Here is a 13,795-nt window from a genome sequence, read left to right as displayed (position 1 = left end):
CAGTTTCCCTGAGCGGCGGGGACGTCAGGAACGGACCAGGGAGCGCAGGACGGGGGTGGCCCGTATGAGCCGGGCAGCCGCGAAACAGACAGGCAGCGCCACCGCGCAGACCAGCAGGAATTTCGGAAGCGCCGCCAGTTCGACGCCGCGCAGCATCAGCGAGATGAAGACCAACATGGGCGCGTGGAACACGTAAACCGCGAAGGCGCTGTCCGAGAGGCTCTTGGCGAACGCGCCCTGGGTGTTCCAGTGCCTGCGCAGCACGCCCACCAGCCCCACGGTCATGAACACCCCCGTGAAGGACTCCCACAGCGAGAAGGCCGCGTTTTGCCACGTGAACCCGCCACGGAAGGACTGGTCCCCGGCCATGGCCCCGCTCAGGAAGAAGAATCCCAGCAGCACCGCCATGCCGAGCCCCGCCGCCGCGAGGCAACGTACGGCCAGCGGGTATTCGATCCGCTCCAGCCAGCCGTTGCCGTGGGCGGCGATGCCGAAGCAGAACAGGATCACGTACTGCGAGAAATAGCACAGCTGCATGTTGAGGAAATTGGTCCCGATGGGCCATTCGAGACGCAGCGCGAAGGCCAGGGCGCTTGCCGCCAGGGCCACCAGCACCGGCAGGCGCGAGGGGAAGGGGCGCGGCGAGGGCGTCCGGCCGGGCGTCCCGGACAGTTGCCTGATCGCGGCGAACACCACGCAGAAGATGAGCAGGGCCAGGGCGAACCACATGGGGCCGGTGCCGCCGAGCACCCGGCCGCCCTCGATGTAGGCGGCATAGAAGCGGGTGAAGGGCACGGGATAGAGCGTGTGGTCCCAGTCCTTCAGGTAATAGACCGTGAACGGGTTGATCACCAGCATGTAGAAGAGGGTCGGCGCGCCCAGGCGGATCAGGCGGCCCTTGATGAACCCGCCCGCGCCCTTGGAGGCGAGGGACGCGGCGGCGTAGTAGCCCGCCAGCATGAAGAGCGTCCCCATGAAGAACGCCTGGAGGAAGCACTGGAATACGGCGAAGAAGATAAACGATGCCGTGCCGAGGGGGAGGCCTTCCTTGTAGTACCAGTCGCCCAGGCCGGAATAGGTGACCGCCACGTGCATGCAGACCACCAGGACGATGACGCCGAGGCGCAGGTTGTCCACGAAGAGCATCCGTTGCCGCTGTTCCATCACGCCTCCCATGATTGTCACGGTCGCCGCACCCTGCCACGCCCTTTACGGCAAGTCATCCCGGACGTCCTTTCGCCGGACCGGCGCGGAGCGAAAAAGGATTCCAAAGGAACGAAGTTCCTTTGGCCGCCGGAGGCGTCTTTCTCCCTTCGCCGTCGCGCTCCCGGAATCATCCGCATCGGGCGCTGGGGCAACCCGACCGCGACGCTAGTCGAAGAGAGTCGGCCGCGACGGCTCTGCGGGGGTACCTCGCGTACCTGCCTCCGCCTCGGCCAGCGCGGCCTCGTCCTGGACGCGCCCGTCGCCCCGGATGTGCAGGACGGTGACGCCGCGCGCGGTAAGCCGAGGGGCGATCAGGTGGCGGCGGTGGCAGCGGGAGGGGTCCTCCTCGCCGCACATGAGGGCGATGGTGTGCGTGGCCGCGCCCGCGACCAGGCGGTCGATGCCCCGTGCGAACGCCTCGGATGCGGCGATGCGGGCATAGTCGGGCTTGCCGTCCGGGCCCAGCAGGTCCGGGTCGTCCGGCTTGCCGCCGATCAGGTCGCCCAGGAAGACGTAGGCGATGCCCGAAGCGCGCAGCAGGCGCTCGATGGGCTCGCGGCAGAAGTGCTTGGCGTATTTGGTGTAGGGTTTGGAGCGCACGTCGGCCACGGCGGTGATTGCGTGCTCTCGCAGAAGATCGAGAAAGCGTTCGGCCGGGTGGTTGGAGTGGCCGATGGTGTAAACGAGACTCGCTTTCACCGTCTCATCGGATCGCCGGGATATACGCATCACAGGAGGCGGGTATATCCTTCTCGCAAAAATATCAATTTGTCACAGAAGAGGCCCCGGAAAATCCAGGGCCTCCCTCGATTGGTTGTGGTTAACGATCTTTATTGGCCTGAGACAGGACGCTTCCCGCGAGCGCCTGCGTTATCTCAGCTGAGTTTGGATTGTGCAAAGCTTTCGAAGCCTTTGACTCCATGTCTGCTCCGGTTTGTTTACCAGTCCCAGTTTGAGACAGAGCAGACCCCGCAAGGCTCTTCTGAATGCCCGAAGCATGCGGATCAGCAAGTACGCTCGCAGCAAGCTTGGCAATGTCAGGAGACGATTGTTTGGTATTTTTCGGCATAACTAGAACACCTTATCCAGCCCATTGGGCTAGTATATTTAATCAATTGGCTGTTAACAACACCTGCAACAAGCTAAAAGGTGTTTCCCCTGCATAGCTGACGTTGCAGGAAAACTACCGCCTCAATAACAGACGGCGAAAGTTCACCTTAGCGATTTCTCAGCGACATGAACCATCCATGTCGTTCGATAACCATGCGTGTTAACTTGTGTTGTTTTTCTTGAACGTCATGAAAGCCTCCACTCAAGTGGCTTTCCTTGACGGAGAAGTGCCCAGGCGTTAGTTAAGCCAAGCGATAGCGGGCACCATTCCCCGCAAGGAGTCCCCGAACCAGCCACAAGTTGAAATTTCGGGGCTCTTTTCAAAAGCCCTTCAGATGCTGCAACATCTGAAGGGCTTTTTATCATTAATCGTTCCTACAACTGCCCCGGCTCGCAGCCGCACGTCCCCACGTACGTCACCCTATCCACGTACTCCGCCTTCTTGCCCTTGTTCCAGCGCGACACCGGCCGGTAGTACCCGACGATCCTGGTGAACACCTCGGCGTCCTCGCCGCAGGTGGGGCATTCGAAATGCTCCCCCGACATGTACCCGTGCTGCTTGCACACGCTGAAGGTGGGCGTGATGGACAGGTACGGGATCTTGGTCATGCGGAAGGCCTTGATGATGAAGTTCTTGAGCGCCTCGGTGTCCACGACGGCCTCGCCCAAGAACGTATGGAACACCGTGCCGCCCGTATACAGGGGCTGCAGCTTGTTCTGGTGCTCCAGGGCGGCGATGACGTCCTCGCACTGCCCCACAGGCAGGTTGGTGGAGTTGGTGTAGTACGGCGTGCCGTTGCCCGAGGCCTTGATGTCCGCGTAGAGGTTCTTGTCGATCTTGGCCAGGCGGTAGCTGGTGCCCTCTGCCGGGGTGGCCTCCAGGTTGTAGAGGTGCCCGGTCTCCTCCTGGAAGCGGGAGGTGATTTCCCGCAGGTGGTTGAGCACCCGGGTCATGAGGCGGATGCCGGCGTCGGTCTCGATGCCCTTGCCCAGGATGTTCAGGCAGGCCTCGTGCCCGCCCACCAGGCCGATGGTGGAGAAGTGGCCCTTGTAGCCGTTTTTTAAGTAGCGCGCCGAATAGGGGAACATGCCCCGGTCCAGGTAGTCCTGGATGAGCTTGCGTTTGAATTCCAGGGCGTCCTTGGCCATGGTGGCGTATTCGGCCACCAGGTCCAGGAAGTCCTCCTCGCCCTGCGACAGATAGGCCAGCTTGGGCAGGTTGAGCGTCACCACGCCGATGGAGCCGGTGAGGTCGCCCGCGCCGAAGAGCCCGCCCACCTTGTTGCGCAGCTCGCGCAGGTCCATCTGCAGGCGGCAGCACATGGAGCGCACGTCCTCGGGGGAGAGGTCGGAGCTGATGAAGTTCTGGAAGTAGGGCGCGCCGTACTTGGCGGTGAGCTCCAGAAGCCTCGTCCCGATGGGCGAATCCCAGGGGAAGTCCTCGGTGACGTTGTAGGTGGGGATGGGGAAGGAGAATATCTGCGAGAAGTAGTCGCCCTCGGCCATGACCTCCAGGAAAGCCTGGTTGAACATGTCCATCTCGGCCTGGAAGTCGCCGTAGACCGCGTCCTGGAGCTTGCCGCCGATGATGACCGCCTCCTTGGCGATGTGCTTGGGCGGGGTCAGATCGAAGCTCAGGTTGGTGAAGGGGGTCTGGCCGCCCCAGCGCGAGGTGGTGTTCAGGTTGAACACGAACTTCTGCACGGCCTGGCGCACCTTGTCGTAGTCCAGCCCGTCGTGGCGGATGAAGGGGGCCAGGTAGGTGTCCACGTTGTTGAAGGCCTGGGCGCCGGCCCACTCGTTCTGGAGCGTGCCCAGGAAGTTGACCATCTGGCCCAGGGCCGAGTCGAAGTGCTTGGCCGGTCCGGCGGAGGAGCGCCCGTCCAGGTTGAAGCCTTCCAGCAGCAGGTCGCGCAGGCTCCAGCCCGCGCAATAGCCCGCCAGGCCGAAGGACAGGTCGTGGATGTGGAAATAGCCGTGGTCGTGGGCGGCGCGCACTTCCTCGGGATACTTCTCCAGGGCGTAGCGGGCCTGCACGGTGCCCGACAGGTGCAGCATGAGCCCCTGGAAGGAGTGGGCCATGTTGGCGTTCTCGGCCACGCGCCAGTCGGCCTTGGAGAGGTAGTTGTCGATGGTGTCCTTGATGTCCAGGTAGGCGGCCTTCTGCTCGCGCAGGGTGCGGCGCTTCTCGCGGTAGATGATGAAGCGCTTGGCCACGTCGAACAGGCGCGACTCCATGAGCACGCGCTCAACCATGTCCTGCACGTTCTCCTGAAGCGCGACGGGCTCGTCGCCCAGCTTCTCCTCCACCTTGCGGGCCATGCGCTTGGCCAGCAGGGGGTCCTGGATGCCGCTGGCCCTAAGGGCCTTCAGTATGGCTTGGGCGATCCGTTCCAGGGACCAGGTTTCCAGGCAGCCGTCGCGTTTCTGTATCTGCAGGGGCATAGGGGCTCTCCTCCCTCCGCGCGGGTTGGACGTAGGGTTGTTCTCTCAGAGTGAAACCGCTGGGCAGGTACTCCCGCGCGGTCTGGACGTCCTCCGGGCCGAGCCCGGGAACGAGGGTGATCCTAAACAGGAACGACTGGGGCGAGGCCCAGGCCAGGGCGAAGATCGATCCAAGCCGCTCTCGCGCCTGGGCGGGCGTCGCCGCGCCACCGGTGAGGACGGGATACTTCTCCCACGGACCCTTCACGTCCACGGCGAAGAGCGTGCCCGGGCTGCGCTCCCGGACGGCCGCCACCACCTCCGGCAGCATGCCGTTGGTGTCCACCTTGACCGGCAGGCCGAGCCCGTGCAGCGCGTCCACAAGCGCGGGCAGGCCGGGGTCCAGGGTGGGTTCGCCGCCGCAGACCACCACCCCGTCCAGCCAGCGCTTGCGCGCGGCAAGCGCGCGCAGCACCGCGTCGGTGTCCAGGCGCGGGTGCAGGCTCGGAGTGAAGGCCAGGGTGGCGTTGTGGCAGGTGGGGCAGCGCAGGTTGCATCCGCCCAGGTAGACCACGGAGACGCTACGCCCGGGCCAGTCGCACAGCGACAGGGGCGTGACGGCTCTGATTCGGGCCTTTTCGGCCGGGATGTCCTGCTGAGTTTCGTTGTCCATGCGTTTCCGGAGTTTCCGGGGTTTCTAACAGAGGCAAGGGCCGCGAAGAAGCAAAAAAAGCTTCGACATATTGGGCGCTTGTCAATTAAAGCTCGCAACACCTCGAAAGGCTTGCATTTTCAAAAACGAAAAAAAGAGACGCTACGCCACGATGACGGGTGATGATAGCCCGGCCGCCTGCGCGGCAGGGCTCGTCGCGGGAACCATGGTCCGTTCGCGGGACCTGGCCGATTCTCCCCAGGAACGTCTTCTGACTTCCGGCCGGGTGGTGCGCGGAGCCTTCCCGGGTGCCTTACCCAGTGGCTTTCCGCCCGTTTTATCGCCGGTTACAGCAGCGCGCCTGCGACGGATTTGCACCGTCTTCCGTTTTCCGGGGCGTTGCTGACAAATTAGGCCGTCCCGATGGACATGTCAATTTCACATGGGGCCAGCGGCAGCAAAGGCGTCACAACCAACTTATTTCTCGAAGAAAATTGTTCCGTTTTTATTCCAGACCTGGGCCCAGCGCCCCTGGAGCAGGATTTCGACGCGGTACTTGCCACCGATCGTGAGACCAGGGTTGAGCATAATGGGGTACTGCGCGGATATAGGCGTCCAGGCTTCTCCTGCGCCGTGCAGGGCAAGGAGTTCCTCGCGCCTACCGTCTGGACCCAACTGGTAAAAACCCACGGACGACCCGTCGCCCACGCGCGGATAGACGATCATCTGCTGCACTCCGGGGTCGAGCTCGGCCAGGAAGACACCCTGCTCCTTTTCCAGCGACACCTCCAGCCTGCTCCATCCCGGCATGTCCGCATCTGCGTTGCTGGCGAGATCGCTTCCGGCGACCATGCGCTGCTCCAACCGGCTTTTCGGGATGAACCGCTCGGCCAGGAAATTTCGCAGGGAGTTCGCCCGGAGGCGTCCAGCCATGTCGCGAGCGAGCGCCTCGTCCCCGCCGGGCGCGCCGAAGGCCGCGTCCAGCCCCTCGAAGCGCAGGGTTTCGTAGTTGCCTCCTGGGAAAAGCGGCGTCAGGGGGGCGCAGACCATCTTCAGGCGTACCGTGAGGGTCTTGAACGAGCCGGACCTGTGGTGAGCTACGGAGAAGTTGCTCCTTGGGTCCGGCCCTATAGACAGGGGATACTCCGAGGGCGGCTCATCGTCGAAAACGGTTTCCGCCAGGATGTGGTTTCCCTTGCCGGTGTTACGGAAATAGAAATTGAGGACAACCTCGGGCACAGCCTGCCCGGTCCCGTTGACGAACACATACTCCACTTCGGCCTGGGTGTTGTTTCGCGTCGCCATCACGAACGGTCCCCGCGCGTCCTGGGAAAAAACGGCGTCCCGTAGTCTCCCAACCCTGGAATAGAACCCCTTGAGGTCCATTGGGACCGAGAGAATCCGCTGGTCCTGACGAACGACGAACTCAGGCGAGCGCTTAACCTCCAAGGTGAACATCTGAACGTTTTCCTCAAGGGAGTTCTCGCTCTCTGGCTCATAGTGATCCCGGAAGTCCTGACGGTTCTTAGCGATATAACCGTAATGCAGGTCGGCGAGAACGTGAACCTTCAGAGGATCGGCTTTGGAATCTACAGACTGGGAGCGGAAGCGGTTCGGCGGCGGCAGCCGGTCGGCGTACCAGTTCAGGCCGTTGCGGAAATAGTCGTGCGTCACCACGATGACGTCCCCCGTGCTCATCAGCGCCTGTACCTCGCCGGAAAGCACCTCGTAGTTGGTACCGATCACCCGGTCGCGGTAGCTGTCAACCTCGAAGAACCGGCCATGAGCGGGACCGAGATAGGCAGCGAGGCCCAGCACGCAGAGGATGACGACAAACTGCGCGTGCCGCGCCGGGGAAAGCCTAAGCGATGCAACCACGACCGCCCAGGACAGCGCGGCCAACGGGATCATGGGACTCAAGTGCCTGGCCCACAGGTTCCAGGCCATCCCAGTCACCACGAGGGCTGCAGGAGGGAGCAGCAGGAACAGCGAAACGAACAGCGCGGGCCATGGCCGCGAACGCCACATCATCACCAAGCCCGCGACGCAGGCCGTCAGCCCCAAGCCCCAAGCCAACGGGACATCGAAATAGAACAGGTTGCGCAGGAAACATTCGCCGACAACCAGAAATGCATCCCATGAGCCCATGGGCTGGGCGAGAAACTCCCCCGCCACACTGCTGTCTCGAAGGAAAAAACACCACAGACAGGCCGCGATCACTGCCACTCCCGAACCCAACACGGTGATTCCGTTCCAGCCCATCCGGCTTTTCCCGGCCACTCGGCTTAGTCCCAGGTACAGCAGTTGTGTGCCCACGAGCAGCACCGCAAGGTTGTGCAGCAGGAGCACCACCGCGTCCACGATCAGTAACAGAAGACAGTCGCGCATCTTCCCGTCCCTGGCCACACGCCAGGTCAGCAGCAGGGACAGGGCGAATAGGAACACCACCAGGGAGTATGGCCTGATGTATCTCGAGAGATACATGTGGTGAGGATTGAGGGCGGTAAACACCGCCGCGTACAAACCTACGTTGGCGTCGAAGAGTTCTGTCCCCAGCCTGTAGACCAAGTAGATTGTGGTCGCTCCTGCCAGGGCTGACGGCAGGCGCAGGAGGAAATCGCCCGAGTCGACCAGAGTCAGGCCCTTGATGATCCCGTAGAAGAGCGGGGAGTGGACCTCTATACGCCGGGAAAGCTCCAAGATGTATTCAATGGGATGGCTGGCGTTCAGGGGGACCAGAATCTCGTCCATCCATTGGGACGGCACGCCCAGATTGTAGCTCCTCAGCGCGAAACCGGCCGTGAGCAAGAAAAACAGACAAACGCGAGCCGACACGCCGCGCGAGACATCCGGCATCACGACTTGCTCTTTTTCCAGGGCTTCTCTTCGCCGGCAAGAAGCCTGCGGATGTTGTCCTTGTGCTTCCAGATGACCAGTCCGCCCACGGCGAAGCTCACCGGCACGAGGCTTCCCTGTCCCAGCCACCACACCGTGAAGGGCAGGCTGGCGGCCAGAAGGAGCGACCCCACGGACACGAAGCCCGTGGCCGCGATGGCCCCGGCGCACAGAAGCCCGGACACCGTGATCGCGCCGGGGCACAAGGCCAGGAAGGCCCCGATGGTGGTGGCCACGCCCTTGCCGCCCTTGTAGTCCAGGAACACGGGAAACATGTGGCCGCACACCGTGGCCAGGGCGGCGAAACCCGCGAACCACCCTCCGTCGGACATCTGCCAGGCGATGGCCACGGGGGCGAAGCCCTTGAGGGCGTCGAGGAGAAGCGTCGCCACGCCGAGCTTCGTGCCGCAGAGCCGGGCCACGTTGGTGGCGCCGATGTTGCCGCTGCCGGCCGTGCGGGGGTCTATGTTGCAGGCGGCCTGGGCGATGAACAACCCGAAGGGGAAGGACCCGGCCAGGTAGGCCAATGCGAGCCAGATGAGCTTGGCGAACACGTCACTCTCCTTTGCTTGATCCGGGATATTTGCCAGAGCCGGGGCGGCCGGTCAACGCGGCCCGTCCGGCTTCCGCCGGGCCGAAAATCCGCCCGTGGCCGGAGACGAAACGGGTCCGCCCGCCTCCCCTGCCGCGTCAGTCCACTTGCGGCGGCCAGTCGCCCGGTTCGGGCTTCTCCTCGGCCTCGCGCGCGCCGAGCACTCGGAATTCGTTGGTCAGGGGATCGACCTTACCGAGCTTGAGCCAGAATTTCTGCCCCGGCGTGACCGAACCGCCCAGCGTGTCCCGGCCGCAGCGCACGTACATCTGCAGCTCAACGAGACTCAGCACGGCCACCGGCCCGCAGTCCTCAACGGCCACTGCCTCGAACTCACGCTGCCTTGACTGCTCGCGCATGTACAAGAGCTTCCAGTAGCGAGGCCGGAAGCGCTGCACCTGCCCCACGGCGTCCAGCCTGGCCGCCATGCCCGGCATCCTCGCCACGAGCTCGTCGCGGGAGAGGCGCGGCGCTCCCGACGCCAGGTACGACTCCACCTGGGACAGGTTGACCAGGTCAGTGAGCCTGCGAAGGGGCGAAGTGATGGGCGCGTAAGCCTCAGCCGCAAGGCTCGCGTGCCTTCCGGGGCGGACTTCCATGGTGGCTCCGGCCAGCTGCTTCACCACCCGGTGCATGTCCACGGGGTCGGTCCACACGCCGGAGTAGCTGTGTGGGATGGAGATGTCCTGCACGCGGTGCATCAGCGCCACGCCGTGCTGCGCGGCCCAGGCCGCCATGGAGGTATTGGCCAGGATCATGAGCTCGCTCACGGTCATCTGGGCCTCGGGGTGCTCCTCCAGGTGGACGATGTCCACCCGGATGTCGGCGGGCGCTCCTTCCAAGCGGATCTTGGGCTCGGGCCGGTCGATGACCACAGCGCCGCGATCGATGCGCGCCGCGCGCAGCATCCCGGCCAGCTCGTGGGCGGCGCTCACGCTCGCCCCGGCCGAGCCGTCCGTAAGCGTCCGCTCGACACCCTCGTAGGTAAGATTGGCCGCCACCCGCACCCAGGCCAGCCTGGGCGAGAAATCCGTGACGCTGCCGGATGCGTCCAGCGTCCAATCGAGGATGAGCGCGGGACGGTCCTCCCCGGCGTTCAGGCTGTAGAGCCCGCACCCCAGGCGCTCCGGCATCATGTGGCTCACGCCCTCGGGCAGATACAGGCTGGACGCCCGGCGCGACACCTCGCGCCCGAGCCCGCCCTCGAAGTCCCACGACAGCGTGGGCCGAGCCAGGGCCATGGACACCCGCCAGCCCTCCGGGGATTTCTCCACGTGGAAGGCGTCGTCGATGTCCCGGGTGGTGGGCGAATCGACGCTCACGTACTCCACGGGCTCGGGTTCGGCCCGCTTGGCCTGGAACTCCTTCTCGAGCGAGGCGATCTCGCCTTCGAAGGCCGCGCTCCAGGCGTCGCCCGGCTCGTACCCGGCCTGGTCCAGCAAATAGTTGTGGTGCGGGGCCACGATGCCCCACTCCGTGGCCAGGATCAGCGGCTGGTGCGGATGCTCGGGCAGCCCCTTGCGCAGGCTCTGCCACAGGGGGGCCAGTTCCTGGTTCTCGGCGTCGGCCAGAAGCCCGCGCAGCAGCGCCTCGAGCTTGACGGCGGCCACCGGATCGAGCTGGGACGCGAGCTTGGCCACGTCCTTGCGGCGCCCCGACGCCCAGCCCGTCCACAGCTCGTGGAAGAACTCGTGGCCGGCGTCCACCACCAGCTCGCGCTCGCGGGCGGCCTCCTGCTCGGCGATGCGGCGCTCCACCACCTCCGCCGGATGCACCTCGAAATTGGGCGGCTGGAACTTGAAATGCGTCTTCACGCCGAGAAGCGCCCGGCCCATGGCCGCCACGCGGTCCACGTCCGGGTCCTCGAAGGCCAGGCCCGCGAACCACACGGCCGAGGCCTGCGTCACCTCGCCCTGGGCCAGTTCCCAGATTTCCAGCGGGTCGACGCCCGAGGCCAGCTCCTCGCGCAGCTTGGCGTGCTCGCGCAGCTTCTCGAGGATCGCCTCGCGGGTGAACTTGCCCTCGAAGCGGGGGCCGGCCCAGGGCAGCAGCCGCGAGGACGGGAGCTTGGTTTCGCGCTTGTTCAGGGTGTACAGGCGCAGCTTGTCGCCGGAGGCTTCCTCCACCCAAGCGATGTGGGGCTCGTTGCCCTGCATGAACTCCACGATGCAGCCGGGAGTGGGGACGGTTTGGATCGACGGGTGCTTGGTCGTCAAGAGTAGGATGCCTCCGGCGGCCAGAGAGAACTTTTTTCAAAAAGTTCTCTCTGGACTCTCTCAAAAACTTTTAGCGGGCTTCGCGCGGGGACGCGGCCCGGGGTCTATTCACGTTCGCCTTGGGTCAACGGCAGCCATCCGCCTTACTGTTCCCTGTTGCGTTTGAGCAGGGAGCCCATTTTCCTTCCGGTTGAGGCCACGGCTCCGCAGGCGCCGCCCACAGCCCCGGCGGCGCTCTTCGCAGCTTCCGCGGTTTTTGTCTTCAACTTTTCCACCGGCGCGGCGGCCACATCCATGATGGCGCTCCCGAGTTCCTGGAACGATCCCTTGAACACCCCGCGCGCCAGGACGAGGGCATCCCGGAAGGAGGTTCTGCGAAGGCCCGACTCCGGGTCGTACCCGACTCCCAGGTAATTCTTGGTCATGAGCCCCACGCGACACACCAGGATGCAGTTGACGGCACCGTGGAAAAAGGCGTTCCCCAGCGCCGACGTCACCGAGGAGACCACCGGCAGCCGTCCGGCCGCGCCCGCCATGAGCGGCTCGACGAGCGCATTGATCTGGGATTTGATGTCGATCTCGTCCACGCCGTAGGAGACGAACGCCGAACCGGCCACGTTGACGTAGATCGAGTACATCTCCTTGAGCGACGGCCGCTGGTTGTAGATGTGCGACACCCGCCAGACCAGCGCGGCCATGGAGACGAACACGATGAGCGAATCCAGCCGCCCGTTCTGGGCGATGGCCGTGGACAAAAAGACCTTCCGGGCGCAGGCGCGTATCTCGCCCTCGGCCATCTGGTCCAGGATGGCAAGCCTTGCCTGGGCGCCCTCCGGACCGGCCGGCACGGCGGCCCCTCGCAGCAGCTTGTTCCTCTTCAGGCGCGAGTCGAGCCGGGCCAGGTAGCGGGCCTTCTCTTCGGGGGAAGGGTCCACGGGCGGAACCAGCGCCTTCGGCCGCAACAGGAGCGTTCCGGCCAGCCAGAACACGCCCGCCGCCACGAGGAGCGACAGGCCGTATTTCACGAACACGCCGGTGGCCGGATGGAACGCCGAGACCACATCGGACAGGATCACGATGTTGCGCAGCAGGAAAACCACGAGCGAGAGCGCCAGCAGCAGCGCGAACGCGGGCAGCAGGATCTTTAAGCTCTTGGTCATGGTCGAAACCCGCTTCGCTGTGGCCTGAACACGTCCCGCTTCAGGCCGGCCGCCTTGGCCGCGTGCGCCGGGAGGCGCAAATCCTTCCGGCCTGCCCTGCGCAGTGCTCCCGCACACGGACGCCGCACCGCTCGTTCGTCCTGCGCCCCCCCGTCGCCGGGGTCCGGGGGGAGGCTCTCACCCCGGCCGGTCCAGGGCGGAGCCCTGGTGGGGTCTGGGGCGAAGCCCCAGCCAGCTAGTGCTTGAACGACCGCTGCCCGGTGAAGACCATGGCCACCTGCGGGGTGGCCTCGTTGACGGCCTGGACCACTTCCCAGTCGCGGATGGAGCCGCCGGGCTGGGCGATGGCGGTGACGCCCTGCTTCAGCGCCAGGTCCACGCCGTCGCGGAAGGGGAAGAATCCGTCGGACACCAGCACGCTGCCGGGCAGTCCGCCGCGGTCGGCCTGGGTCTTGGCCTCTATGTCGGCCAGCTCCTTGGCCAGGGCGGGGTCGGAGGCGGCCTTCTCGCGCAGCTCGTGGATGGAGAGCTTGTGGCGCTCGAAGGCCAGGAGGTCGGCGTACTTGGTGTAGGCCTTGTGGATGGTGAGCTGCACCACGCCCACGCGGTCCTGCTCGCCGGTGCCGATGCCCACGGTGGCGCCGTCACGCACGAAAATGACCGAGTTGGAGGTGACTCCGGCCTCAACGGCCCAGGCGAAGAGCAGGTCCTCGGCCTCGCGGGGGCTGGGGGCGCGGGAGATGAAGTCCTTGCCGTCCTTGGTCGACCCCTTGGCGGGCAGGAAGTCGTCGGCCGAGAGGATGCGGTTGCGGAAGGAGAACTGCACCACCATGCCGCCGTCCATGAGGCTCTTCACGTCCAGGAAGGGCTCGCCAAGGTAGTCGGGGAGCTTGGCGATGCCGGGGATGGCGATGATGCGCAGGTTCTTCTTGGTCTTGAGGATGGCCAGGGCCTCGGGCTCGTAGCCGGGCGCGGCCACCACCTCGAAATAGTTGGCCGTGATGAGCTCGGCGGTGGCCTTGTCGAGGGTGCGGTTGACCACGATGGCCCCGCCGAAGGCGGCGATGCGGTCGGAGAGGTTGGCTCGCTCGAAGGCCACGGCCAGGCCCTCGTCGGTCCAGGCGGCGCCGCAGGGGTTGTTGTGCTTGAGGATGACGGCGGCGGGCTTGGCCGAAAGGTACTGCAGGATGTTCAGGCCGTTGTCCACGTCGGTGAGGTTGGTCTTGCCCGGGTGCTTTCCGGACTGGATCAGGTGCTCCTCGGTGAGAGCCGAGACGAGCCCGCGCTCGGGACCGCGGAACTTCACGCCGTCCAGTTCCAGGCCGCCCTCGGCCAGCTGGTAGACGGCGGCGGGCTGGTCCGGATTTTCCCCGTAACGCAGGCCCTTCACTTCGCCGTCTATAGTCCAGGTGCGCTTCTTGAAAACCAGGGTGCGGTCCCCGAGGGTTATGGTCATGTCCGCCGGGAAGGGGTCTCCCTGGATGGTGGTATACATCTTCTTGAGGTCGCTCATGGGATATGCTCCGTGGGTGGGGTGCGA

General features: G+C 64.9%; 9 protein-coding genes and 1 riboswitch. All 9 genes read right to left on the bottom strand.

What is annotated here, in order from left to right:
- Positions 1-24: 24 nt before the first annotated feature.
- On the bottom strand, positions 25-1,164 hold the full coding sequence (locus ML540_RS07795; RefSeq protein WP_243359819.1) for an acyltransferase family protein: 1,140 nt from the start codon (positions 1,162-1,164) through the stop codon (positions 25-27).
- A gap of 207 nt (positions 1,165-1,371) precedes the next feature.
- Positions 1,372-1,905, bottom strand: coding sequence for a DUF488 domain-containing protein (locus tag ML540_RS07790; protein WP_243359817.1), 534 nt, complete (start codon positions 1,903-1,905; stop codon positions 1,372-1,374).
- 786 nt (positions 1,906-2,691) lie between these two features.
- On the bottom strand, positions 2,692-4,761 hold the full coding sequence (locus ML540_RS07785; RefSeq protein WP_243359815.1) for a ribonucleoside triphosphate reductase: 2,070 nt from the start codon (positions 4,759-4,761) through the stop codon (positions 2,692-2,694).
- Complete coding sequence (locus ML540_RS07780) at positions 4,676-5,413, bottom strand: radical SAM protein (RefSeq protein ID WP_243359813.1); 738 nt, start codon at positions 5,411-5,413, stop codon at positions 4,676-4,678. The genes ML540_RS07785 and ML540_RS07780 overlap by 86 nt, the downstream gene beginning before the upstream one ends.
- 223 nt (positions 5,414-5,636) lie before the next feature.
- Positions 5,637-5,831, bottom strand: a riboswitch (cobalamin riboswitch).
- Between the two features lie 38 nt (positions 5,832-5,869).
- Complete coding sequence (locus ML540_RS07775) at positions 5,870-8,248, bottom strand: glycosyltransferase family 39 protein (RefSeq protein ID WP_243359811.1); 2,379 nt, start codon at positions 8,246-8,248, stop codon at positions 5,870-5,872.
- Positions 8,248-8,841: a glycerol-3-phosphate 1-O-acyltransferase PlsY gene (plsY, locus tag ML540_RS07770; RefSeq protein ID WP_243359810.1), complete on the bottom strand. Its 594-nt coding sequence runs from the start codon at positions 8,839-8,841 to the stop codon at positions 8,248-8,250. Before plsY ends, ML540_RS07775 begins: the two co-directional genes overlap by 1 nt.
- A gap of 136 nt (positions 8,842-8,977) precedes the next feature.
- A complete protein-coding gene (locus ML540_RS07765) occupies positions 8,978-11,095 on the bottom strand; it encodes a ribonuclease catalytic domain-containing protein (RefSeq protein WP_243359809.1) in 2,118 nt (705 codons plus the stop codon).
- 143 nt (positions 11,096-11,238) lie between these two features.
- Positions 11,239-12,255: a DUF697 domain-containing protein gene (locus tag ML540_RS07760; protein ID WP_243359808.1), complete on the bottom strand. Its 1,017-nt coding sequence runs from the start codon at positions 12,253-12,255 to the stop codon at positions 11,239-11,241.
- Positions 12,256-12,490: 235 nt separating this feature from the next.
- Positions 12,491-13,768 (bottom strand): IMP cyclohydrolase, encoded by a 1,278-nt coding sequence (locus tag ML540_RS07755; RefSeq protein ID WP_243359807.1) that lies wholly within the window; start codon positions 13,766-13,768, stop codon positions 12,491-12,493.
- Between the last annotated feature and the right edge of the window lie 27 nt (positions 13,769-13,795).

The organism is Fundidesulfovibrio terrae, from assembly GCF_022808915.1.
In the GTDB taxonomy this organism is placed as follows: Bacteria; Desulfobacterota; Desulfovibrionia; order Desulfovibrionales; family Desulfovibrionaceae; genus Fundidesulfovibrio; species Fundidesulfovibrio terrae.
Note: the sequence above shows the minus strand (reverse complement) of the source record. Positions and strands in the feature narration are given on the sequence as shown.